We start from the raw sequence: 25,122 nt of genomic DNA, 5'->3' as shown, positions 1-25,122 counted from the left end.
AAACAAAAATAGCTTATCTGAAAAATCACTCATGAATTTCACAAAGGTAAACACCCAAATCAAATTAAATCACGGGTTAAGATTAATCATTAGAAAGTCAAAACCTATTTGTATAATGTAGCATAAGACGGCTAAAGTGGTGGGTTATTTGTTTTTAACCTTAAATTTTAATAACCTCAATATCATGATAATTTAACAAGTTAATTTATGTGTATGATAGTATTAAAGTATTAACTATTTTAGTGCAAAATTTCTTTCAAATGTTGTCCCTGAAAAATTTATTAGTACTCTTTTTGCTATTTCCTTTAATACTGATCTCACAAGCATCATTAATCGAATTTGATCAGCAATTCAATAAAATTGAAAATAAAGATAAAAAGTTAAGCCTATTAGATAGTGTTACCAAGCAACTCATTAGAGCCAATAGTCCTGAGCAAGTAGGCTATATTAAAGACTACATCAAATTAGCTGTAGATCTCAAAGATTACGACAAAGCCGCATCAAAGTCCCGTTTTTTAATGCAATTTTATAATAACACTGGAGATTTGGTGTCTCAAAAGAAGCTTATTGATTCCATGTTACAATTTGAAAAACGGTTTAAAAAATCGAGTTCAAAAGCGCATATATTGCTTAAACGTGGGGCTTATTACTTTGTAGAATTAGATTATACCAAAGCAGCTGCAGACTATCAGGCTTCGATACCTTTATTTTTTAAATCTAATGATTCCATTTATGCGGCCGATGCTTATTATTATTCAGGACAGGCTAATTTTAAACTCAATCACTTTCCAAAGGCAGTCGAAGATTATGAAAAAGCGAGTAATTTATATGTAAAACTTGGTGATTTAGAATACGCCTTGAGTGTTGGTCAAGAACTCTCATCTTTATATAGTGCTAATGGACTCAAAAAGCCTGCTAAGGCAAAAAGAGAGGAAATTATCGAGCTCAGTGAAAAAGTAGGGAACCCTTGTTCTCGGGGAATTACCGAGTTGCTGTTGTTGGGTACAAGTTTGAAAGACGAACAAAATGAGTTTTCTGAAAGTGATTTTGAGCATATACACCACATTATTAAACAATGTGATGATGATCTCAAAAGCAAGCGGTTTTCATATTATTTGTATACCTATAAAACATCATATTACAGTAAAAAAGCTAATTTAAAAAAGGCTAAAGAAAGCTTTGATACCATGGTAGCCTTGGAAAAATCTTTGAATGTGAAGTTCGAAGAGGCTCATGCTTTAAAACCTAAAGCAGAGTATTATGCTTTAATTGGAGAGGATGAAAAAGCGATTACGGTAATTAAAACATTCCTGAAAAGCTTGCCAAGTCAAGAAATGAGTTCAACGTTATTAGATGCTGAAAAATTACTGGCCAAATTATATTTGAAACACGGTAAGTTTAAATTGGCCAATGAACACTTACAATCGTATATTTCTATAAAAGATACGCTTTTCACAAGGGGTGTGGCCAATTCTTACGCCTATTACCATACACGATTTGAAACTTCTGAAAAAGAAAAGGAAATCATTCAGCAGGAAGCCGAAATTCAAAAATTAGAAGACCAGAAAACCATTGAAGCATCCAAGAAAAAACTTTATCTATCTGTTGGAAGTTCTCTGTTTGTAATTTTAATGCTAAGTGGTTATTTTGTTTCTCAGAAAGCGAAAAAGAAACGTGAATTATTAGCTGTCAAATTGGAAGAAAAACAGAAAGAACTTAATGTGTTTACCAAAAAATTATTAGATAAAAGTGAAGCGCATCAATCTCTAGAAACTGAGTTGGAGCATTTGAAAAGTACCTTTGGTGAGCGTGAAGAGCTTAACGAACTTAAAAGCCTAACTGAATCTAAGATTTTAACTTCGGAAGATTGGGATGATTTTAAAATGAGGTTCAGTGATGTATATCCACATTTCTTCCTTGATTTACGAAACTTGAATTGTAAAATCACCAATTCAGAAGAACGTCTTTTAGCCTTGGAAAAACTAAAACTAAACACTTCAGAAATTGCTGCCATGTTAGGTATCTCTCCTGATAGTGTAAATACCTCCCGTTATAGACTTAGAAAAAAGCTGGAGGCTCCTAAGGATATCGGACTTGTATCGTTTATTGAAAAGGAGATGAAGTCTTTTGCTTAAATTTTATTCTATTCATATATGTTTTAATTTCAAAAACTTCTACAGGATTTGAAGTAATGTCATTGTTGGGTTTGGTTAAAGCGCATCAAATCATAAAATGATGACTCAAAACGGTTGGATCCAATTTTGAATTCCATCAACTATTTATTCTATTTTTTTCTATCCAAAATATAAATGCAAGTATAGAATTGTTCAATTGATAACAACGTATTGTCATACTAAAACGTATAGACTTATGTCTATAAACGAGTTAAAAATGCTTGATTTATGCTTGAAAATATTTATACGCCCCTGTTTTTTTTGTGAAAAATAAAATTAACCTTAATACTATATGTTAATTAATGATTTAGGTTAACGCGTTTATAGTTAGGTTGTTGTGAAAATTGTCTAGATTTTTGTCTAGTGAGAAAAATCACATTTCTCCATAATAATGGCCATTTTTGTTGAAGAAATAAATTCCAAACCTAACCTAGAATTAAATGAATCATTTTTTTAAAGTTTGTTTTGAACATTGGCCCTTAGATAGGAGATCGAAAAATAAAACCCGAAAATTTAAACAACAAATGTTTACCGGCATAAAGTATAAATTGTTGGGTAAAATTGATAAGAATAGTTTTGTTTGATTTTGATTTTTGTTTCACCTTTTTTTGCGAAACGTTTCAAAAAGCAAATGTTTCATTGAATAAATTTTTTAGATACACAGAGATGTCAATCATTTGGTGATAATTACAAAAAAAAAGGCCCCAGTACAAACTGAGGCCTTATAGATTAAATTGGTATAAAATTTTGTGCTATTTAGTTTCTCAACTAAATCGTTTCCTTTTGATTAAAAGCTGACTTTTCAATCGGAACTATTTTTTAATTATTTTATGAATTGAATTGCCATTTTCAGTTTGAATTTTCAAGAAATAGAACCCTTTATTTAAATGACTGATATTAACTTTCATATTATCTAACGAATTAAATGATATCGTATTTAATATTTTACCTTCTAAATTAATAATGGTAATCGAGCTATTTTTTGAGTTGTTTTTATTGGATATGATATGAATTTTATCATGTGTAGGGTTAGGGTAAATGGTATACGCTTCTACTTTTTTTTTCTCCGCTGTAGACAGGCTAGCGTTATTTTGATTCCATACAATAGATGAGGTTGCATTTTCAAAATCAACAGTTACTGTACAATTTTCAAATACGCGTGAGTACACATAACCGTTTTTAGTAGCTTTACCTAAAGGTTCTCCAATTTCTTGTTCAAAATCGCTATGCCAATAGGTCATTGTTCCATCGCCAGCATAAGAGTTGCCATCACCACCCCAACTGTAATAAGTATAATCATTAGCAAGAATTAAACAACATGCTAATGTAAACTCGTGGGTAGAACCAAAAGCACCTGCAGCACCTCTACAAATGATGTATTTATCTGAAGGAATTGCTAAGAATTCATCCATCTGGAACACAGCTTCTTCTTTTGTATCCACAGGAATTCGGAAAAATGCTTCACACATTACCCCGTCTGCATTAGCCAAAGTTGTATCGCCAGCATAAATTTTGGAAGCCGTAGCAACGCGATAGCCATTATAAAGGTTAAAACAGGATAAGGCTGATAAGGCGCCAAGGTTGTCGTTAACATCGTCAATATACCCTCTGGATTGGGCTCCTGGGGCTCCATCTCCAAAAATACCATCTAGTCCTCGAGTAGTTACTATTTCATTTGCTTTACTTACCCACCAGTCTTTACAGTCATCTGGATAGGTATAGCGGCTGTTGGAAGGGTCAACCCAATCTGGGTTTGTCGTAATGGCATCATCTACAGTGGTGTAATATTGGGTGTAAGCAGTATTGGTACTCCAGTACATTAAAACTTTACAGTCAGGATTACCAGCATGGATCCTTTGAGCTGTGGCTTCTGCAGCATCTTCGGTATTGGTGGCGCCATAAATGTCGCGAGCGTGTCTTTTTTCGACCGTGAATATTCCGAAATTGTCAATTATGAAATCATACTGATCATTGGTGAAATCTTCGTTTTTAAAGGCATGACCATATAATCGTATTTTAGACCAATCGCCAGGTTTGGCAGGTTGTGCATAAGTGTTGATTGTTGCTGCAAAAGCTAATAATAGCGTGAAAGCAGTTTTGAACTTCATCATTTTTGTAGGTTTTAATGTTTGAGGGTTTTTTAATTTAATGAGCAGATGTTTCTATACTTTATTCCAGTTTTAAATTTAAAGAATTGAGCATTTCGTCTACCTTTAAAATAGTATTATTTGTAACAAAAGTAATACTTCAACAATAATATATGTAGCTCATTTCATGCGTTTTTGTTTATTTTTTGTTTCTATGTAATAATCTGTTAACTAGTGTTTTGATGTGAGTTTCGTGTTGTTTTTCTTGCATATTTGTCTTAAATCGATCATATGTGTTTTAGATTGAAGTCTTAAAATATTGAGTTGTGAAAGAGAAAAGATCTTTATCTTAATTTGTTATGCTGGCTATTGGTTGTGATTTGTGCCCGTAAAGAATGAGGTTATTGATGATTTTTACTGTGATATTTAATTTAGGCTATTTGCTATAGCGATTGGGATTAGTTTTTAATCTTTTCAATAAAATTGCTACTTATCCAACCTCTTAATTTTTGTCCTTGCGGAAATTTTAAATATATGGTTATGAATACGAACTGTCTTCAGTTATTCTGAAGGATCTGCTAAACGCGCCCTAAAGGCTTCCCATTGGACTAAATCACCATTGATTTGAAAAGTCTTTGAGTTTTTAAAAATGGAAGTAATAAGGCCTATTCCGGCGCCAGTCCCAGTTGATACGAGAGTTCCAATTCCGGCATACCCTTCGATAAATGATTCGCCCATACTAGTGCTTAAAATAATTGTAGTAGCTGCGCCAATTGATGAGCCTATTAATATGTTATTGCCTACGGTTCTTTTAGTTTTAATTGAACCAATACTATCTATAGAGATATTTATGGTTTCATTGTTTTTACTTAATGTCAACATGGTTTCTGTAGTTAACAACAACTTTCCTTTGGCAACTTTTTTTCCATTTAAATTATATACTCTCAAGAAGGTGTTTGATTTTAATTTTTTATCTTGACTATCTACGCTAAAGCAGAGTGAAAGAGTTAGTATGAAGATTAAATATTTCATGAAATTAATTTATTCCTATTTAGTTAGTTTTTGGGTGATATTGGGGCCTAAAAACAATAAATGGAGAAAGCAACTCACAAATATTCTCTAATAAGATACTGAAATTATTCGATGCGATTTGGCTAAAAGCTCCTGAATCCACTTGAAGTTCTGTTTTTGTGCTACTACTTGTTTAGTAATCTTATTGATAAAGCCCCAGTATGGAGAGGTAGGAATTAATAAGTCTCTTCAATATAAATTATTCTCCTTCATGATATTTTAGGAAATCATCAAGATATAGATTATTTTCATAAGAAATTTTAATTGTAAATGATAAGTCCCAAACTACCAGAAAATGAATTCGAAAGGCAATTAGCAGTAAATCAATACCAGCTTTTAGATACGCTTCCAGAGGAAAGTTACGATAATATCACCGCTTTGATGGCTTACATTTGCGAGGCTCCTATCTCATTAGTGACCTTATTAGATAGAGATCGCAATTTTTTGAAATCGCATCACGGTGTGCCTTTTAATGAATCGCCTCGGGAAATTTCTTTTTGCGGACATGCCATTAATTCAAACGAGGTTATTACGGTTATTGAAGATTCTAGAAAAGACATACGTTTTTATGATAACCCATTAGTAGTTGATCATCAGGCGATTTTTTATGCCGGTGTGCCATTGGTTAACCCTGACGGTTATAAACTAGGAACCCTCTGTGTATATGATACCAAACCAAGAACCTTAACTGATGGACAGAAAAATGCGCTTATCGCAATGGCTAAGCAGGTTGTGAGTATTTTTGAACTGAGGTTTCAGAATTTAAAATTGGTAAAACTGCAGGGTCAATTGCAAAAAAGAAATGAGGCTTTACAAAAGTTTTCAAGAGTGGTTTCGCATGATCTTAAATCCCCTATGGCGAATATTATTTCATTAACCGAGTTGCTGGAAAGCAAGAAAAAAGAGGGGTTAGATGAAGAGTCTCGGCAATACTTAGAATATATCAAAGCATCATCTTATGCTTTAAAGGATTATGTTGACGGTTTACTGAAATTTTATGATAGCGATGAGCTGCTTAAAAATAGGGTAGAAACTATTTCGATTCCCGATATTATAGAAGAATTAAAACGAATTACAAATTTAGATCATAGTGTTGATTTTCAGTTAAAAGGAGATGTTAATTCCGTTGTAACCAATAAGTCTGCTTTGTTGCAAGTGTTGGTTAATCTCGTGACAAATTCTATCAAGTATAATAGTAAGCATAAAACTGAAATTCTTATTGATATTTCAGAAAACGACACTGAATATTTGTTAGTCGTACATGATAACGGTGATGGTATTCCTGAAGCCTATATTGATGAGGTTTTTGAGATTTTTAGTGTTGGTGATAAAGAAGATAAGTACGGTAATATGGGAACGGGGATCGGTTTAGCCTCTGTAAAGAACATTATAGATAGTTTAGGAGGCGAAATTAGTGTGTCGTCAAAATTGGATGTAGGTACAATATTTACGTTTTCAATTTTAAAACAACTTTAGTGTCATGGGGTTGAGGTTGATTTTGCGTAGGCTTAAGAACTATAGAATATGTGTTGCTTATTTTTCTCTTGTGAAGGTTGGCAATAAAATATCAGTAATGATTTTAAAAGGTAATTTGTCGTCTTGAGAGTTATAGGCACTTCCTGTAAAAACGGCAACAATATCTAATTCAGGGAAAACAAAAATGTATTGTCCGCCGTTTCCCGTAGCGGTTTTAGAAATGTATGTCATTTCATTTACTTTAAAAGGAATATTCCACCAGAAATAGCCGTAATCTATTCCTGTGATTTTTGTTTTAGGCGTAGTTGATTCTATAATCCATTTTTCTGAAACGATTTGGTTATCATGCCACTCACCTTTGTTAAGTAGGAGCTGACCTATTTTTGCCATATCTCGAGACGTCATGTATAACCGCTTTGCGGAAGGAATAATATCTTTTTTAGAAGTGTGTCCCCAAGAGGTATTACTAATATTTAAGGGTGTGAATAAAAATTGCTCAGCAAACTTGTCAATGGCCATTCCTGAAGCTTGATTTATTATTTCGGCAATTAAAATAGCGCCCATAGAGCAGTAGTTTGAAACTGTTCCTGGTTCATTAACCATAGGTAAGTTTAGGGTGTATTGAAGCCAATTTTTTTTCTTATAGACCTTGTCTTCTTGACCTTTTGAGTGTTTGTTCCAGTCGTTACAATCGAGTCCGCTAGACATGGTTAAAAGGTGTTTGATAGTGATTTTGTCTTTCCTCAGGTCTATGTTTTTTGTTGGAACAGGGCTTTTTAGGTATTTTGAAATCGGATCGTTCACATCATCGATAAATCCTTTGTCGATAGCAATGCCTAACAAAATGGACCTGATGCTTTTTGTGGTAGAACGTAGGTCGTGTTTTTGGTCTATGGTTTGTCCGTTTAGGTATTCCTCAATAATAATTTGCTTGTCTTTTACAAATAAAACGCTTTGGATTTTATTTTCATTAGAATACAATTGCGTGAACAATTTATGAACCAAAGTGCTGTCTAAATTATGGGATTTCAGGTCGTTGGTTTGCCAGCCGTCTTCAATAAACTTAGGCTTTGAATAGGTATATGTGTTTTGGGCGAAACAAAAGCTGTTCATACAAAAAATGATACCTATTAAGGCTAGGAGGTTTTTCATACTAAAGATTGAAGTTTTGTGTTTACTTAGCTGAGCTATAAAGATAGTTTAAAATTCCTCGAAGGTGCTACGCATAAAATCTATGTTAAAAATGATTTTCAGCGCAACAGTAAGGAATCAAAAACCTATAAATAATTTGTGTCTGAGATAATCTCTTCACCATCTTGATTAATACAATCTTGTTTGCCTTTCTTTTTGATAATGTACTTAGACATGTTTAGTTTTTTGCAAATTCTATTAGCGATGTATAACTGCCATTATCGGCTTCTCGTAAGGATTTTATATACAGATTTCTTGTTGCGTTAGCTGCAACGATATTTGATTGATGCCAAGAAAATATCTCATTTCCAAATATAGATTCCATAATAATGTCGGCCATCATTCGAGAATGTCTTCCATTTCCATTTGGAAAGCAATGAATAGATACTATGCGATGTTTAAATCTGATAGCTATTTCTTCAGGTGGAAAAGTTTTGTTTTCTATCCAATATCTCGTGTCATCCAGTAAGTATTTTAATTCAATTCCAATTTGTGCCCATTGAATGCCTATGTTTTTTTCAGTCTTTCTAAATTCACCTGCCCATTTCCATACATCACCAAACATTCTTTTGTGCAAGTTTTTAATAAATTTTTCCGTCAAAACATTTTCAGGTTTCAATTTTGTGTGAATAGTCCATTCGACTACCTTTTCAATGTTTAGTTGCTCAAATTCATCTAGCTCTCCTTGAGTTGTAATTGATTTTATTTTAAGGCCATCCTTTTCTTCGTCTGCTAGTGGCGTTTGTCCATATTTGTAATCGAATTCTAGTCCCATAATGACTTTCTCATCTCTCGTTTTATTTCATTGGACAGTTCTTTTATGGTTTTGGCTATCTTCTCATCCCCAATGCCTTGGTTCTCTAATTTCATGTTTTGATTGGTTCGTAACACTATTTTTTCTGCCAATTCATCTGCTTTTACCTGGATGAATTCGTCAATAGTCCCATTTTCGGGAACTAATGCGTATACCAACTTTAAATCCATTGCCTTGGCTACACCTTTTAGGGAATTGAGGGTTATCGTGCCATTAGCTTCGCTTTCTTCAATTCTATTAACACCTTGTCTTGTAATATTTAGTTTGGAGCCAAGTTGAGCCATGGTCATGTTCAGTGTCGTTCGGATCGTGTTTATCCAGCCACGTTCTGGAACTAGGACTTTTCTGCTTTCAGAGAATGGTTGTAGTTTTTGATCCAATTGCTCAATTAAAAGTTTTCGCTTATTCCTCATCTGTGTAAATTTTTAAGTTTACAAAACTAAAAAAATGTAACCTTATTTGTTTACAAATATATAAAAAAGTAAATTTAAGTGTTTACTTTTGTTATTTGCTTTTAATGAAACGAACAACTTATGTTTTTTTATGTCGAAATATTTCACTTATTCGGCGTTGTTTACCTCAAAATAGGCTCAGAATGAACTGAAGCTCAAAACAAGGCTGGCTTACTAACATTAATCGTGAGTAGTTATGATTTTGGTCGTTTTTAAAAATACACCTGTTACACCATCAATCCAGTATACTTTGGTGTCTTTGCGTTCGTATGCCTTGTTGCTAGAAAGTGAAATCGCCCATTGTGGTTTTTCGTTTGGAAATTCATTTAAATCTACGCGAGATAGGTTATAAGCAGTGACTTCATACTTTTCAATGTCTATTTTTGCTACGTGTTTTACAATTTCTATAGCTTCTGCCCAGCAGATATTATATCCTTTTTCATGGTCTATAATTTTGGTAATATTGCCTTTTTCATTATAATGATATTCCTTAAATATGGATTTTGTACCATTAAGATAAATAAATTCAGAAGATTCAATAATTCCATTTTTTTGATAAACAATCCACTTAGCGATGTCTAGCTTTTTATTAGTTTGGTAATTAATTATTTTTGAACTAGATAAATTAGAAAATCTATTTTGGTAATTTTCATTATCAACTAAAATTATACTTTCTTGTTTGTTTTTTAATTGTTTTAAAATATTCGGATTAAGGACTAATTCTTCATTGCTGATGTTAAAAATGACATTATTATAATGACAAGAATGGTTGTTAGATAAATATTCTTTAGGTATAGAAGAGCAACCAGCAAAAAAAAAGCTTATTAGTAAAATATATAGATAACGCATTTTATTGTAATTTAGAATATTCATGCAGTTTTTTCCATTGCCATTTATAAGTGTGTTTTTTGTTGTTTTCGTAGTCCATATAGTTATCGGTTTTTGTGTCTTTAAATCTGTGGGTATCTGAAAATGAATGGTTTAATCCTAAAGCGTGCATTACCTCGTGTATGATATTTTCAGATTTAATATTTCCACCATTATCTAATACCAAATAAGCTGTGCCAGTACCTGTTGGAGACACGCCACCTGCCATTTTAAAAGTTCCGTCTTCTTTAATATCTGAAGTATTTATGCATTTTTGATTGATAAAATAAACAGTTAATTTATTTTTATCTTCTTTGTTTTTGTTGCTAACGAAACTTAAAATAATACTTTTTTTACTACGCTCAATATAATTTCCAATTGTTGGGTGTTTTTTTAAATAGCCATGTTCTTTCAGCTTTATGGCATCTGTGCTAATATCTATTAATTTAGCTTCATTGTTTTTAATATTAATATCTATTAGTGCAGGATTTAATCCTTTTTTAAGGTAGTTTTCTAATAATATTTTCCCAATTTTATTTAAGAGTATTTTTTCGTCTTTTTCAGTACCCTGAATTTCCACAAAGCACCATTCAAGGTCGATGGTCTTAGGTTTAGGATAAAAAATGTTTAATGCTCCAACAATTAATTCGTTATCTGTTTTTATGAGTAATTGAACTGGGTTTGGATTGTCGTTTATACAAGTAATAGCTACTTTTTTCGCATCTTTCAAATTTTCTGGCTCAAAGGTAAAGTCCTTATGATTTTCAAAAGCGATAGTTTCATATTGTTCTGCTTTGTTTTTCTTTTTCCAGTCTAAGTCCAGCTCAATAGTTTGATCTTTCCTTATACTTATCCAATTAGGGATGTATTCTTCTCCAAGTATTTTTTCAGAAAGTGGTTTATATTCATTTTTTAATTTTTCGTAGTCAGATTCTACAATGTTTTCGCTTGGTATGGTGTCAAAACCAAATGTGCCTTCTTTAATGTCATTGCTTGATGCTTTAAATTCAATCTTGAAAGGTTGATTTTCATTAATGGGTTGTAGATACTTTGTTAAGGTTTCTCCATCTTCAAAAGTTATTCTGAAACCAGTTTCCTTTAGTTTAACCATGATGTTTTGATTTTTGTTCTACAACTTTTAATTCAAGTTGTTCTAAATCATTACTAATAACAATGTTGCTAATGGTATTATCAATGACTAAATTACCGTTGTATTCAAAGTCGTATTCGGCGTCATCTAAATTCACGTTTACTACATCTCCAATACGATTTTGAGTTTCAATGTTTAGAATAATAATGTCATTTTTTTTATAATCCTGAATTTCTTCATTATTAACATTGGTTATAATGAAGTTGGTTACTTTCTTCTCATTTTTAATAATAGTGGGCTGAGTTTGTTGCTGAGGATATGTCTTTCTCCAATTAGCAGAATAAACCCCTTCAGAATTAGAATCTTCCACTCCTGCAGCTGTAATATGGAGCGTTTCAGACATGGGTTCATTCCCAATAGATGTAAAGCTGTTGTTCCAGTAAACCAAATGACTGTCATAAAAGTAGAGTTTACGAGTTTTACCTCCCAAAATTATGGGGTATATGTGTAGTTCTAATTGCTTGGTTTCATCAGGGGCAAAAGACCAATCGGCTAAATTTAGATCTTTTCTCGTTTCAATTTTTAATTGTAAACCAGAGAAAACCGGTTTTTGTGAGGGTCTCCCGTTATAATCAGCCTCTTGGTTAAACTTGAAGTTGTACCAGAGTACGTTTATTTCTTTTTTGTCAATTATAATCTTTGCCTTTACACTCATTTTTTTGCTGCTGGAAAAGTTGCTTAGGTGCTTATTGTATCGCGTCAACTTAATATGGTAAGCAATATATTACAATTTTATAATACACGTAAAAAAAAAGCCTCAAAATAATTTGAAGCTTTAATTCTATAAAAACATAAAAGTGAATTCTAAATTACTTTTTCATCACCTTAACATTCATTTCTTCTACTTTTTTATCAGATAATAATGAAGGTGCGCCAAATAGCAAGTCTTCACTGGTTCCTGTTTTAGGGAAGGCCATAACCTCTCTAATCGAAGCTTTTTTCTCTAAAATCATCATCAAACGGTCTACACCCCAAGCGATACCGCCGTGTGGTGGTGCGCCGTAATGGAAGGCTTTATACATGGTGCCCACACTCCTCATCATTTCTTCTTTGTTGTAGCCCATGTTTTTGTATGTGGCTTCCAAAATTTCTGGTTTGTGTGCACGGACGGAACCGCCACCAATTTCATAACCGTTTAAGATTAAATCGTATTGCTGGGCGATAATGCTACCAATTTCTTCCTCTTTACCGTTCATGTGCTTGTCTAAATCATAAATAGCAGGCATAGAGAATGGGTTGTGCGTAAAGGTCCAGTTACCCTCATCTGTTTTTTCAAACATTGGGAAATCAACCACCCAAGCAGGTCTTAATTCCTTAGGGTTGATTAAACGCAACATGCTTCCTAATTCTTGACGCACCGCATCTAAAGCTTTGTTGGCTGTAGCATAATCGGCAGCAGAGAAGAATACAATATCTCCAACTTGTGCGTCTGTGGTTTTTATGATTCCGGCAGCAATATCTTCACCTAAAAATTTAATGATTGGCGATTGTAAATCATTTTCATTCACAATGATATACGCCAGTCCGCCTAAACCGTGTTGTTGGGCAATACCCGTAAGTTTTTCAATCTGACCTTTAGACAAACGTTTGTTGCCTTGCTCTTCAGCAGAAACTTTAATACATTTTACAATACCGCCTTCTTCAATAGGTTTACTAAATACTTGGAAGGTGGTATCTTTTACGATTTCAGTAATATCCTGAAGTTTTAATCCGAAACGTAAATCCGGACGGTCACAACCGTAACTGTCCATCGCTTCTTTATAAGTAATCACTTCAAACGGATGTAAAATCCATTTTTTACCATATATTTTCTGAACAATACCATTAAACATATTAGTGTTCAAATCAATGATTTGCTGCATGCTTCCGTAGGCCATTTCAATATCCAACTGTGTGAATTCTGGCTGACGGTCGCCACGAGAATCTTCATCTCTAAAACAACGTGCTATTTGAAAGTATTTTTCATAACCAGAAACCATCAACATTTGTTTGAATTGTTGAGGTGCCTGCGGAAGGGTGTAGAACGCACCAGCTTGTTTACGTGTAGGCACGATAAATTCACGAGCGCCTTCATCGGTTCCGGCACTTAAAATAGGCGTTTCAATTTCTAAGAAATCTTGATCGTCTAGAATATCACGCATCATTTTAATCACCTTGTGGCGATTTACAATCACGCGACGTACATCATCATTTCTATGGTCTAAATATTTATACTGAAAACGAACGTTCTCATTCGTTTTTGTAGCGCGTTTTATTTCAAAAGGCAGGGTTTTAGAAAGGTTTAAAATTTCTAAATCTGAAGCTTCCAATTCAATTTTACCCGTGCGTAAAGCCGCGTTATAATCGTCTTCTTTACGCTGAACCACAACACCTGAAACCGTAATAACCGATTCTGGTTTGAGTTTTACCAATTCATCTAAGTTAGGGAATGATTCTCTACTTAAACGCACTTGGAAGATTTGCGTGCTCGAATCGCGTAAATCGATAAACATCAATTCACCGTGGTCACGCACACTAGAAACCCATCCTGAAAGTGTGATTTTTTCAGAAATATGAGCTTCCGAAACCTCTGAAATCACGTGTGTTCTATAGTCGTCTTTTATAACGATAGGAATTTGAGGTAAAACCTCTTCTTCTCTTTTGGTTGTTGGTTGTTGGTTATTGGTTGTTGGTTGTTGCGCACTTCGGTCTTCGGTCTTCGGTCTTCCGTCATTATTCCCTGCAAGCGCAGATAAAATGCCTTCGCGAATTACTTTTCCTGAAGCGCCTTTACCAATAATGGCAATGACTTTTCCAACAAGAATTCCAGCTTTACCTTGGTTACCCGATTTAATATCGTTTGCAATGGCTTCGTTTTCAGAAATAACCTTGGTAATCGCATCTTGAATCTGAGATTCAGAAATGGTATTTTCATCAAAATAGGTATTGTAATCGAAGTTTCTATCTTTTAAATAAGAAGTAATGGCGTTCTGTACTAAAACTGATGTGATTTTTTCAGCTTTAAACAGTTGAAAAATTTCAATCAGATTTTCAATATTGTGAATGCTAGAATAATCATCGGCAGCAATATTATTTACTAGCGTTTTGGCAACAAACGACGGATCCTTAATCACATTGTTTATAGCCACAAAAGTTTCAGAACGTAAGGAATCGGCAGTAAAAAACTTGGCGTCTTGGGGTAAAACCCCACCTTTAATCAAAATAGATTCTACAGCAAAAGGTAAAGTAGAAATATCTACATCAATCGATTCTACCACATCTTTAATGCTTACAAAAGGTAAATCTGGTTCCGAAATAAAACGGTAATCGGCTTCAAATTCCTTTTTACGCATGGTTTTGGTTTGCTTCAATTCAGCATCCCATAAAACCGTAGTTTGGTCTGGTCTAAATTCTTTGTGCTCGATGTAGTAATTAAGTTGTTTTTCAACTTCTTCCTTTAAGGCATCGACCATAAACTTAAACGAGTTTAAGTTTTTAATTTCGGTACGCGGATTTAAATTATAATCTTGTTTTTTACGAAGCGAAACAGAAACATCAGATTTAAACTCACCTTTTTCAAGGTTAGCTTCAGAAATTTTTAAATTCTGAACAATACGTTGTATGTACTGTGCATAAGTTGAAGCATCTTCAATATGACGAATACAAGGTTCAGTCACAATTTCAATTAAAGGGACACCAGCTTTGTTAAAATCAACTAACGACACTTTCTTTTCGTGCATCAGTTTAGCGGCATCTTCCTCAATATGAACCTGTGTTAAATTCACTGTAAACTGCGATCCATCATTACGGTAGCACGATACTTGTCCGTCAGGAATCACAGGGTTATGAAACTGTGTGATTTGTATGTTTTTCGGGTTGTCTGGGTATTCGTAGTGCTTTCTATCCCAAGAAATCACTTCGTTAGAAAAGGTCGATTTTACGGCTTTTCCAAAGTAAATGGCCTTAGTAATGGCTTCTTTGTTAATTGATGGTAACACACCCATTTGCCCAGTACAAACCGAACATATATTTTGATTAGGTTGTTCTATTTCTTGATTTGCACAAGAACAGAATAATTTTGTGTTGGTATTTAATCGAACGTGGGTTTCCAGACCGATTACTAATTCTAATTCGTGCTTTTTTAATAGCTCGTTTAATTGCTCCAGTTCCATTATATCGTGTCTTTTAAGAAGTTAGCAAACTTCAAAACGAGTTCGTCATTATTTTTTGCGGCTGTAATTTGTAAACCCGTACTTGTGCCTTGTGGTACGGTTAGCGTTGGCAGTTGCCCCAAGCTAAATCCAACGGTATAAGCATCAGATAAATACATGGCTAAAGGGTCTTTCAGGCTATCTCCAATTTTAGGTGGTGTGCTTGGCGTTACCGGTGACAGGATGATATCAACTTCGTTGAAATCTTTCTCGAAATTTTCTGAAATTTGATCTCTCAAGCCTAAACCTTTTAAATAGATTTCATCTGAAAACCCTTGTGATAAGACTTGGTTTCCACCAACGATTCTACGTTTGGTTTCTTCTGAAAAATTCTCAGAACGGGTTACGGCGTAGGTTTCTTTTAAATTTTCAGCTTCAATACGGTTGCCGTAATTAGTACCGTCTAAACGTGACAGGTTAGAAGCTGTTTCCGCCATAGCGAGTGTATAATATGTGGACACTAAAGTATTCGATTCAAAGAAATCTAAAGCTTTCACTTCAATCCCTTTGTCTTTTATTTTTTCGATGGCTGCTAAGAAATCCGCTTTCACTTCAGCATCAATAGCTTCAGATTCAATGAAGTTCTTGAAATAACCAATGGTTTTAATATTTTCTGAAGTTGAAATCGCATCTTTATCAATTTCCGCGGAAGCGTAAGTCGTTTGGTCTTTCACATCTTGTCCGCTCATGGCGTTTAAAACGATGCGAATATCTTCAATAGACTTAGCAATTGGGCCAACACAATCGGTTGACGAAGCGTAAGCCATTAAACCGTAGCGTGAAATGCGCCCGTAAGTTGGTTTTAATCCGTAAACATTGTTATAGCCTGCTGGCTGACGAATAGAACCACCGGTATCACCTCCAATAGAAAAAACGGTATAATCTTTAGCCACATTCACGGCCGATCCACCACTGGAACCACCACCCACTAAATCTGGGTTAATGGCGTTTTTAACGGCGCCGAAAATGGTGTTTTCACTTGAAGAACCGTGTCCGAAACTATCACAATTCTCTTTAACTAAAGGAATCGCGCCAGCATCCAATAATTTTTGAATGGCTGTAGCCGTGTATGCCGATTTATAGTTTTTAAGTAAATCTGAACTGGCTGTTGTTATGGTGCCTTGAACCATGTACACGTCTTTAATACCAAAAGGAATCCCTTCTAATAAACCAATCGTTTCACCGTTTGCAATTTTCGCATCAACTTTCGCAGCCAATTCTAAGGCTTTTTCGTCGAGCAAAGCGTTTACGGTGTTGTTTGTGTTTTGCTTTAATGCGTCTAATTTACTTTGCACAAGTGCTGTACAAGTAATTTCTTGATCCACCAATTGCTGATGGATTTTTAGTATCTGAGAGTCCATAAACTATTCTTCTATTACTTTAGAAACCACTAAATAGCCGTTTTTTTCTTTTGGGAAGTTTTCAATAATGATTTGTTTTTCCAGTTCAGAACTGTCAATCACAACATCTGCTCTCAAATTATCTAGTGACACGCTATTATTATGATTATTATTAAAAGAATTATTATTTGTAAGATTGGCATTCTTAATAACTTCAAATAACTTGTTCACAGTCTCGGAAGGCTGTGCTCCTTTAATACTCGACAAAACGTCGACTGTCATAATTTTACTCATGTCTTTTTATGTGTTTTAAAGTGAAACTTTTAAGCGGGTAAAATTACGAAAGATTTTAAGTAGTTTTTGCATTACTATGCCTAAAGTTAAAATAATGTTATTATTATTAAAATATAGGAGTAAAGTGTTTGAATCATTGAAATATTAATAACAATGGAGCGGTTATAATGCGTTTTTTCTTTTGAAGTTAATAGCAATAAAGTGTGGTAGGTTTCTATAAAAAATATAAAAACCGAGTTAGACAGAATAAAGCTCATTGTTTATTGGGGGAAAGAGATGCTCTATTTCTTATTTTAGGGTGATTTGGTATTGTAAAACAGCCATGCCTTTATAGCTCGTGTTGGTAAAAGTTATAGCATCGAAAATAGGTCGGTATTGGTAGCCTAAGCTCATTTTATTGCTGTGCGAACCTTTAACTAAAAAGTTTAGCGTAAAATCGTAAACGGTCATATGGTCTTTTAAGGCATCCCAATTGGCATGCTGAATAGCAATATTTGGCTGAATAACAACTTGCTGATTAAAAAGTTTAGTTGGGTGAAAAGCGTAACCAAATTGTGCATACCAAGTGGAGCCTGTTCCCATCATGGGGAAAGCAACTCCGGCACCATTATAATCACCGTTTTCTACACCGTTTGTTGGGTTGTTAGCGCCAAGATTTCTCACGTAATCCTTACCGTAGTCAAAGTTATAATAGCCCAAATAAGCCGTAATAGCATCTTGATTCCCTAAAGGTAGATTTAAAAATGAATCGACCGCCCAGTGTTGCATGTCGTAAAAGTTGGTTAGCGGGTCTTGAGCGTCCCCATCGCTAAAGGCTTTTTCTTGAAACTGAAAACCAGCGCCAATATTAAAAACTTTTTTGGAAGCTAAATAGGTGCCAACTTGATAAGCCGATTTGTTCGACTCGTTTTCAAAAAATTGATACTTCACGTATGTTGATGTTTTCCAACGTGGTTTGTTGTTGGCAAAGTCTACTTTTCCGTGCGGAGCTGTAGTCACTGCTTTTGGCTGATTTGCAGATAATCTATAATCAAAATGTCCTGCTTGACCTTTAAGCCAAAATCCGAATTGACGCCCCAAATCATCATTTTTTTCAACCGTATTTAAAGGGAATAGCGGGGAGTCCAATCCCATTAAAGAATAACTCGAACGCACATTCCAACGGCTTAAACCTTGATAACCCGATTTACCCATACCCATGGTGAATTGTTTAGAGAAGGCATACTCGGCATAAAAATCTAAAATACGTATCCATGGACCATCATATTTTATGTTGTAGTTGTTGTCGCCAAAAAGTGCTGAAGCGTATAGTTTAGGTGTAATTTGTGCCGAAATTGGAATTCTAAGTCGGCGTATAGAAATGTCTGTGAAATGTGATGTAGGTTCGTTATTAACTAAAGAGCCTTTGTTAAAATTGGAGTGACGTAACCAAAACTGTGCGCGAACATTCCATTTAAATGTAGATTTGAAAACTTGGGTTTGTTGCTTGTTAGAAAGTGAGTCGGTTTCTTGTCCGATTGCATTTATGGAGGATAAGAGTGTTATTAGTAAAACTAAAAAATGTATATTCTTCATTTTCATGAATACAGTATTGAAAATACATTGCAAAATTATGATTATTGTAGGAGTTCACAGGTGATATTTCTCATATTTATTTAAAAAAAATGTGGGGTTAAGTTCTAGTTGTTGGTTTTTAGTTAATGGTTTTTGGTTGCTCACTCTTATGCAGAAAATTATTTCAGATACAGATTTTTGCGTGGTAGCCTTTGCGCCTTTGCGAGAGATTAATTGTTGGTTTGAGGTTTTTGGCTTCCTCTTTTGAAATTATTACACAGAGTTACGCCGAGATTTCACTGAGACGCACGGAGCATTTTTTAGACACATATTTCATTGATTATTACAGGTTTTTGCGTGGTTGCCTTTGCGTCTTCGCGCCTTTGTGAGAGATTAGTTGTTAGTTGTTAGTTGTTAGTTGTTAGTTGTTGGTTGATGGTTGTTGGTTGCTCACTCTTACGCAGAGCTAGGCTGAGATTTTTCGGAGGCACATGTAGATTTTTTTAGATACAGATTTCACTGATTATTACAGATTTTGGCGTGGTTGCCTTTGCGTCTTAGCGCCTTCGCGAGAATTTGGTTTTTAGTTGTTACGCAGAGATGCATAGAAGACAACACGGAGAGGTAAATAGGGTTATTGTTTTTGATATTTTTAAGTGCAAATCAGGCTAAAATTCACTGTTTTTTGCACTATATGTGAATTAAAATAAGGCTTTTTCAGAGGTTTTTGTGTTTTCTTGGTTTTGAGCTTGGTAAAAGAAGTATGAAATTAATTTTAAAGCCATTTTTAAGCGATTTAAGCGTGTTTTTAGTAATTAACAATTGTTGATAATTTTGCGCTTCGCTCGATGAAATGCTTTAATATGAGGTTATAAAGCCGTATATTTGTTTGTGTTCAAAAGGATGCTCGTAGGCATCTTTTTTTATGCACATGTTTCAGAGCTTTCTTGATTTTAAATTTAGAAAGTTTGAGACTTGTTTCGCTTCCGCGGAAGCGTGAAAAAATAAATAAGTAGAACATTAATTTAGAAAACATAAATTATGAGCGAACCTAAAGAAGAATTTAATAAACATAATTATTCTGCTGATAGTATCCAGGCCCTTGAAGGGATGGAGCACGTGCGTATGCGTCCGTCGATGTATATCGGTGATGTTGGTGTGCGTGGTTTACACCACCTTGTTTACGAGGTTGTCGATAACTCGATTGATGAGGCTTTAGCAGGACATTGTAACAATATTACTGTTATAATTAATGAAGATAACTCGATTACTACAGAAGATGATGGTCGTGGTATTCCTGTAGATATGCACAAAAAAGAAGGTGTTTCTGCGCTTGAGGTTGTTATGACCAAAATTGGAGCAGGGGGTAAGTTTGATAAAGATTCTTATAAAGTTTCTGGTGGTTTACACGGTGTTGGTGTAAGTTGTGTGAATGCTTTATCCGATCATTTGAAAGCTACTGTTTACAGAAATGGCGAGATTTGGGAGCAAGAATACGAGCGCGGAAAAGCGATTTATCCAGTTAAAAAAGTTGGTGATACCGATAAACGTGGAACGATTGTAACGTTTAGACCAGATCCTACTATTTTTAAACAAACTTTAGAATATAGCTACGATACTTTAGCTAGTCGTTTACGTGAATTGGCTTATCTAAATAAAGGGATTACGGTTCACTTAGTGGATAAGCGTAATAAAAAAGAAGATGGCGAATTTGAAGGTGAAACATTTCATTCTGAAGAAGGTTTAAAAGAATTTATCAAGTATTTAGATGCGACTCGTGAGCCTTTAATGAAAGATGTTATCGCTTTTGAAGGCGAGAAAAACGGTGTGCCAGTTGAGGTGGCTATGATTTATAACACGTCTTATGCTGAAAATTTACATTCTTATGTAAACAATATTAATACGCATGAAGGAGGAACGCATTTATCTGGTTTCCGTCGTGGTTTAACACATACGCTTAAAAAATATGCCGATGAGTCTGGCTTATTAGACAAGTTGAAATTTGATATTGCTGGTGATGATTTCCGTGAAGGTTTGACAGCTATTGTTTCTGTAAAAGTTCAAGAGCCTCAGTTCGAAGGACAAACAAAAACAAAACTAGGTAACCGTGAAGTGTCTGCTTCGGTAAGTCAGGCGGTTTCTGAAATGCTTACTGATTATTTAGAGGAGCATCCAGACGATGCTAAAACAATTGTACAGAAAGTAATTTTGGCTGCGCAAGCACGTCATGCCGCTCAAAAGGCGCGTGATATGGTTCAGCGTAAAACCGTAATGAGTATTGGTGGATTGCCAGGAAAATTATCAGATTGTTCAGAGCAAGATCCAACCAAATGTGAAGTATTCCTTGTTGAGGGAGATTCGGCGGGTGGAACGGCTAAACAAGGTCGTGACCGTGCATTCCAAGCGATTTTACCATTAAGAGGTAAGATTTTGAATGTTGAAAAAGCCATGACCCATAAGGTTTTTGAAAACGAAGAGATTAAAAACATCTTTACCGCACTGGGTGTAACCATTGGAACGGAAGAAGATAGTAAAGCTTTAAACCTTTCAAAATTACGCTACCATAAAGTGGTAATCATGTGTGATGCCGATATTGATGGTAGTCACATTGCAACCTTAATTTTAACGTTCTTCTTCAGATATATGAAGGAATTGATTGAAAACGGACATATTTATATTGCAACGCCACCTTTATACTTAGTGAAAAGAGGTGCTAAAAAACAATATGCTTGGTCAGACAAAGAACGTGATGAAATTGTTGCCGAATTTGGCGATGGTTCAAAAATACAACGTTATAAAGGTTTGGGTGAGATGAATGCGGAACAACTTTGGGATACTACCATGAATCCTGAATTTAGAACCATGCGTTTAGTTCAAATCGATAACGGAACGGAAGCCGATAGAATTTTCTCTATGTTAATGGGAGATGAGGTGCCACCACGTCGTGATTTTATTGAGAAAAATGCTGTTTATGCTAATATTGATGCGTAAATAGAAATAGTATTATAAATTAAAATAGGGGCTGTCTGAATTTATTTTTCAGACAGCCTTATTTTTTACAAGTTATTTCGAATTTTAAAACCCGGCTTAAAAAACATTTTACTTTAATCAGTGTTTTGAGAGGTTTGGATAGAATTTCTAAATTTTTAACATAAAATATTTAGGTAGTCTCAAAAAACTCAGGAATTCCCTATTAGTTCTTTATGAAGCGGGTTTTAATTATTAAGTTAGCGCGATTTGAATTGGAATTTTTGAGTTCTAATTCAATCCTAAAAACCAATTAACCTTAACCTCAAATTATGATGAAAAAGTGCCTTTTATTGTTGCAAGTTATGCTTGCGACTAGTTTTGTTTTTGCCCAATAAAAATTGTGGCAAGTAGATTTAAAAGAAGATTTATACCAAGTCGGTTGGATTGAACAAACCAATAATGGTGTCATTCTAGCTTCAGGAGCTAAAGGATTAGTCGCTTTAGATAATACATCTGGTGATGTGATTTGGAAGAATGAAGAACTAAAAGCTATTGATAAAACTTCGTTTTTAAATATTGATGGCCTACCGTTATTTTATGTTGAATATGTGCCTTTAACCGGTAAAACCCGAGGTGTTCTAGTGAATTCAGCTAATGGACATGTTTTATTTGATACCAAAGATGAAGACTATAGAATAAAAAACTTTACTGTTTTGCCAGAAGAGGCTGTGATATTATTTGAACTTTTAAATGATAAAGAGCGTATTCTAATGAGTTTTAGTCTTAAAACTTGGGAAAAAGAATGGCTAACAAGTTTAGGAGAAATAAGCGGTGGTCTTCTTGGTAAGATTTTTAGCGCCTCTTTTATTGATCACGGGCCTATGTTTGATCAGGATAACAATTTAATTGTTGGTATTAAAGAACATATTTATGCTTTAAATATCAAAACAGGTGAAATCTTATGGACACATGAAGCCGATAAAGATATTAATGCCTTAGTGTACTCACACCAAAATAACAACCTTTATGTGGGTGTAAGACGATCGAGAAAACTTTTGATATTAGATCCTTCAAACGGAAAAGATATTACTCCAGACAAATTAAAATTAAGAGGAACCTTAGTGGATATTAGGCCTGATAATGATAATAATTTGATTTGTGTTGAATCTGAAGGTTTTAATATCATTGATCCAGCAACAAACGAATTCAAATGGAAGAAAAGTTATAAAATTCAGTTTTTAGATGAAGTGATTGCTCACGAAAAAGGATTTGTTGCCATTGGTAAAAATGATAAAGATGGCTCTATCTCTTTAGTTGATTTTGATGGTGAAAAAATCTGGAATAGTAATGTAAAGGGCTATTCATATTATACCGCTGTTATTCCTAAAGGCGTACTTTATATTTCAACTGAAAGATCTAATATTTTAGATTTTGAAAAAGGAAAAGATGTTTGGGATAAAGATGTGAAATTTAAATCGATTCCCGCGGTTACTTTTGATACTGATGAAGATAAAGTGGTTTTATTTGAAAATGGAAACGCTTATAAATTTGACCTGAAAACAGGTTCAGTAGATTTATTTGCTGAAGATATTGAGCTTGAAGAAGTGAAGAAGAAAACGCCTCTAGTCGCAGAATATGTTGAAGGTTCTGGTTATTTAATAAACACAGATCAACACATGTCTTTATTAACGCCTTCAGGAAGCTTAGTTTATACCAGTTATTTTGAGCCAGCTTCAAGTATTTCTGGACTTGTTGGCATCGCTCAAATAGGGATGGATATTGCTGGTGTAGATATAGATATTCAAGGGTCTATGGATAATATCTCTATGCTGTCATCATTGTCTAATGGTGTGGTTTTAAATTCTGCCGATCAAAACGATGTCGCAGTTGAAGAATCTATGATTGCAGGACTTTATATGGGGTCTGAAGACGATATGACAACGGTATTTGAAGTTACAAAGCAACGTTATTCTAACTCACAACATGTGAAAGATCACCAATTTATTGTAACTAAAGTAAAGCATGATACCGCGCCAACAACCCACAAGATATATATGGTGAATAAAAAAACAGGTTCAGTAGATGCTGAAATCGAACTTATGGATAAAACACCTAATTATTTTATTGATAGTATTGATGGTGTTGTATTTACAAATGAAAAAAACTATTTAATTACGGCTTATAAGTTTTAAAATATATGAGCATTTTGATGCTTAAGCCCAAAAATTGAATATTATAATATTTATGGCCTTACCAATTTTTGGTGAGGCTTTTTTATGTTATTCATTTCTATTTTAAAAATCATACTATAAAATCATTTTACATTAATCAGTGTTTTGAGAGGTTTGGATAGAATTTCTAAATTTTTAACATAAAATATTTAGGTAGTCTCAAAAAACTCAGGAATCCCCTATTAGTTCTTTATTAAAAGGGTTTTAATTCGTAAATTAGCATGGTTTGAACTATAATTTTTAGTTGTATTTCAAAGATAAAATCAAATTAATAATAAATAATAATAAAATGAAAGTAACTGTAGTAGGAGCAGGAGCAGTAGGTGCAAGTTGTGCAGAGTATATTGCTATTAAAAATTTCGCCTCAGAAGTTGTCATTCTAGACATCAAAGAAGGATTTGCTGAAGGAAAAGCCATGGATTTAATGCAATGTGCATCTTTAAATGGTTTTGATACTAAAATAACAGGTGTCACTAACGATTATAGCCAAACAGCAAATAGTGATATTTGTGTGATTACTTCAGGAATTCCTCGTAAGCCAGGAATGACTCGTGAAGAGCTTATTGGTATTAACGCTGGAATAGTTAAAAATGTATCTACAAGTTTATTAGAGCATTCACCAAACATGATTCTTATTGTGGTAAGTAATCCAATGGATACCATGACTTACCTAGCTCACAAAGCTACTGGTATGCCAAAAAATAGAATTATTGGTATGGGAGGCGCTTTAGATTCTGCACGTTTCAAATACAGATTAGCTGAAGCTTTAGGAGCTCCTATTAGCGATGTTGACGGTATGGTAGTTGGAGGACATAGTGATGTTGGTATGGTGCCATTAACAAGTCACGCGACAAGAAACAGTATTAAAGTTTCTGAGTTTTTAAGTGAAGAGCGTTTAGAGCAAGTTGCTGCTGATACTAAAGTTGGTGGAGCTACTTTAACTAAATTATTAGGAACTTCTGCTTGGTATGCACCAGGAGCAGCTGTATCTGGAATGGTACAAGCTATTGCCTGTGATACTAAAAAGATTTTCCCTTGTTCAACTTTCTTAGAAGGTGAATATGGTTTAAATGATATTTGTATCGGTGTACCTGTAGTTTTAGGTAAAAACGGTATTGAAAAAATAGTTGATATTCCTTTAAGTGATGCTGAAAAAGCTCATATGCAAGCTTCTGCTGAAGGTGTAACAAAAACTAACGGATTATTAGATTTATAGATCTTAGTAATTCCTAGAAATAAAAAAAAACGTCTGAAAATTAAT

At 34.2% G+C, this 25,122-nt stretch carries 17 protein-coding genes; 5 read left to right on the top strand and 12 right to left on the bottom strand.

The window, feature by feature from the left end; all coding sequences use genetic code 11:
- Positions 1-260: 260 nt before the first annotated feature.
- Entirely contained in the window at positions 261-2,135 is a 1,875-nt protein-coding gene (locus tag KO493_RS01850; RefSeq protein WP_216066245.1) for a hypothetical protein, read from the top strand.
- 851 nt (positions 2,136-2,986) lie between these two features.
- Here the strand turns inward: KO493_RS01850 and KO493_RS01845 are convergent.
- Positions 2,987-4,285, bottom strand: a complete 1,299-nt coding sequence (locus tag KO493_RS01845; protein WP_216066244.1) for a T9SS type A sorting domain-containing protein — start codon at positions 4,283-4,285, stop codon at positions 2,987-2,989.
- A gap of 537 nt (positions 4,286-4,822) precedes the next feature.
- A complete protein-coding gene (locus KO493_RS01840; protein ID WP_216066243.1) occupies positions 4,823-5,209 on the bottom strand; it encodes a hypothetical protein in 387 nt (128 codons plus the stop codon).
- 393 nt (positions 5,210-5,602) lie between these two features.
- Here KO493_RS01840 and KO493_RS01835 point away from each other — a divergent pair, with 393 nt between their 5' ends.
- Complete coding sequence (locus tag KO493_RS01835; RefSeq protein WP_216066242.1) at positions 5,603-6,808, top strand: sensor histidine kinase; 1,206 nt, start codon at positions 5,603-5,605, stop codon at positions 6,806-6,808.
- 57 nt (positions 6,809-6,865) lie between these two features.
- On the opposite strand, the gene KO493_RS01830 is transcribed toward KO493_RS01835, so the two are convergent.
- The 10 genes from KO493_RS01830 to KO493_RS01785 form a co-directional block, all read right to left on the bottom strand.
- Positions 6,866-7,960 carry a serine hydrolase domain-containing protein gene (locus KO493_RS01830; RefSeq protein ID WP_216066241.1) on the bottom strand — a complete coding sequence of 365 codons (1,095 nt, stop codon included), beginning with the start codon at positions 7,958-7,960 and terminating at the stop codon, positions 6,866-6,868.
- 217 nt (positions 7,961-8,177) lie between these two features.
- Entirely contained in the window at positions 8,178-8,774 is a 597-nt protein-coding gene (locus KO493_RS01825; protein ID WP_216066240.1) for a mobile mystery protein B, read from the bottom strand.
- Positions 8,765-9,226, bottom strand: a complete 462-nt coding sequence (locus KO493_RS01820) for a mobile mystery protein A (RefSeq protein ID WP_216066239.1) — start codon at positions 9,224-9,226, stop codon at positions 8,765-8,767. Before KO493_RS01820 ends, KO493_RS01825 begins: the two co-directional genes overlap by 10 nt.
- A gap of 219 nt (positions 9,227-9,445) precedes the next feature.
- Positions 9,446-10,114: a hypothetical protein gene (locus KO493_RS01815; RefSeq protein WP_216066238.1), complete on the bottom strand. Its 669-nt coding sequence runs from the start codon at positions 10,112-10,114 to the stop codon at positions 9,446-9,448.
- A 1-nt stretch (position 10,115) separates the two neighbouring features.
- Positions 10,116-11,243, bottom strand: coding sequence for a hypothetical protein (locus tag KO493_RS15850; protein WP_252723133.1), 1,128 nt, complete (start codon positions 11,241-11,243; stop codon positions 10,116-10,118).
- Positions 11,236-11,937 carry a type VI secretion system tube protein TssD gene (tssD, locus tag KO493_RS01805; protein ID WP_216066237.1) on the bottom strand — a complete coding sequence of 234 codons (702 nt, stop codon included), beginning with the start codon at positions 11,935-11,937 and terminating at the stop codon, positions 11,236-11,238. The genes KO493_RS15850 and tssD overlap by 8 nt, the downstream gene beginning before the upstream one ends.
- 154 nt (positions 11,938-12,091) lie before the next feature.
- Complete coding sequence (gene gatB/aspS, locus KO493_RS01800) at positions 12,092-15,433, bottom strand: bifunctional amidotransferase subunit GatB/aspartate--tRNA ligase AspS (protein ID WP_216066236.1); 3,342 nt, start codon at positions 15,431-15,433, stop codon at positions 12,092-12,094.
- A complete protein-coding gene (locus KO493_RS01795; RefSeq protein ID WP_216066235.1) occupies positions 15,433-16,833 on the bottom strand; it encodes an amidase family protein in 1,401 nt (466 codons plus the stop codon). Before KO493_RS01795 ends, gatB/aspS begins: the two co-directional genes overlap by 1 nt.
- A gap of 3 nt (positions 16,834-16,836) precedes the next feature.
- Positions 16,837-17,106, bottom strand: coding sequence for a hypothetical protein (locus KO493_RS01790; protein WP_216066234.1), 270 nt, complete (start codon positions 17,104-17,106; stop codon positions 16,837-16,839).
- A gap of 288 nt (positions 17,107-17,394) precedes the next feature.
- The gene (locus tag KO493_RS01785; protein ID WP_216066233.1) at positions 17,395-18,681 is read right to left on the bottom strand and encodes a porin; all 1,287 of its coding nucleotides are present in this window, start codon (positions 18,679-18,681) and stop codon (positions 17,395-17,397) included.
- A 1,020-nt stretch (positions 18,682-19,701) separates the two neighbouring features.
- Between KO493_RS01785 and gyrB the strand changes: the two genes are divergently transcribed.
- The 3 genes from gyrB (at position 19,702) to mdh (ending at position 25,077) form a co-directional block, all read left to right on the top strand.
- Entirely contained in the window at positions 19,702-21,651 is a 1,950-nt protein-coding gene (gene gyrB, locus KO493_RS01780) for a DNA topoisomerase (ATP-hydrolyzing) subunit B (RefSeq protein ID WP_216066232.1), read from the top strand.
- Positions 21,652-22,028: 377 nt separating this feature from the next.
- Positions 22,029-23,822 (top strand): outer membrane protein assembly factor BamB family protein, encoded by a 1,794-nt coding sequence (locus KO493_RS01775; protein ID WP_216066231.1) that lies wholly within the window; start codon positions 22,029-22,031, stop codon positions 23,820-23,822.
- Between the two features lie 328 nt (positions 23,823-24,150).
- Positions 24,151-25,077 (top strand): malate dehydrogenase, encoded by a 927-nt coding sequence (mdh, locus tag KO493_RS01770; protein ID WP_216066230.1) that lies wholly within the window; start codon positions 24,151-24,153, stop codon positions 25,075-25,077.
- Positions 25,078-25,122: the final 45 nt, after the last annotated feature.

Source organism: Pseudotamlana agarivorans, assembly GCF_018860245.1.
GTDB classification, from domain to species: Bacteria; Bacteroidota; Bacteroidia; order Flavobacteriales; family Flavobacteriaceae; genus Pseudotamlana; species Pseudotamlana agarivorans_A.
This window is presented reverse-complemented; position numbering and strand designations above follow the sequence as displayed.

Coding starts and splice junctions, on each gene's coding strand:
- mdh (WP_216066230.1), top strand. CDS start 24,151: ATGAAAGTAACTGTAGTAGGAGCAGGAGCAGTAGGTGCAAGTTGTGCA.
- KO493_RS01825 (WP_216066240.1), bottom strand. CDS start 8,774: ATGGGACTAGAATTCGATTACAAATATGGACAAACGCCACTAGCAGAC.
- KO493_RS01845 (WP_216066244.1), bottom strand. CDS start 4,285: ATGATGAAGTTCAAAACTGCTTTCACGCTATTATTAGCTTTTGCAGCA.
- tssD (WP_216066237.1), bottom strand. CDS start 11,937: ATGAGTGTAAAGGCAAAGATTATAATTGACAAAAAAGAAATAAACGTA.
- KO493_RS01795 (WP_216066235.1), bottom strand. CDS start 16,833: ATGGACTCTCAGATACTAAAAATCCATCAGCAATTGGTGGATCAAGAA.
- gyrB (WP_216066232.1), top strand. CDS start 19,702: ATGAGCGAACCTAAAGAAGAATTTAATAAACATAATTATTCTGCTGAT.
- KO493_RS01835 (WP_216066242.1), top strand. CDS start 5,603: ATGATAAGTCCCAAACTACCAGAAAATGAATTCGAAAGGCAATTAGCA.
- KO493_RS01820 (WP_216066239.1), bottom strand. CDS start 9,226: ATGAGGAATAAGCGAAAACTTTTAATTGAGCAATTGGATCAAAAACTA.
- gatB/aspS (WP_216066236.1), bottom strand. CDS start 15,433: ATGGAACTGGAGCAATTAAACGAGCTATTAAAAAAGCACGAATTAGAA.
- KO493_RS01830 (WP_216066241.1), bottom strand. CDS start 7,960: ATGAAAAACCTCCTAGCCTTAATAGGTATCATTTTTTGTATGAACAGC.
- KO493_RS01850 (WP_216066245.1), top strand. CDS start 261: ATGTTGTCCCTGAAAAATTTATTAGTACTCTTTTTGCTATTTCCTTTA.
- KO493_RS01785 (WP_216066233.1), bottom strand. CDS start 18,681: ATGAAGAATATACATTTTTTAGTTTTACTAATAACACTCTTATCCTCC.
- KO493_RS01790 (WP_216066234.1), bottom strand. CDS start 17,106: ATGAGTAAAATTATGACAGTCGACGTTTTGTCGAGTATTAAAGGAGCA.
- KO493_RS01815 (WP_216066238.1), bottom strand. CDS start 10,114: ATGCGTTATCTATATATTTTACTAATAAGCTTTTTTTTTGCTGGTTGC.
- KO493_RS15850 (WP_252723133.1), bottom strand. CDS start 11,243: ATGGTTAAACTAAAGGAAACTGGTTTCAGAATAACTTTTGAAGATGGA.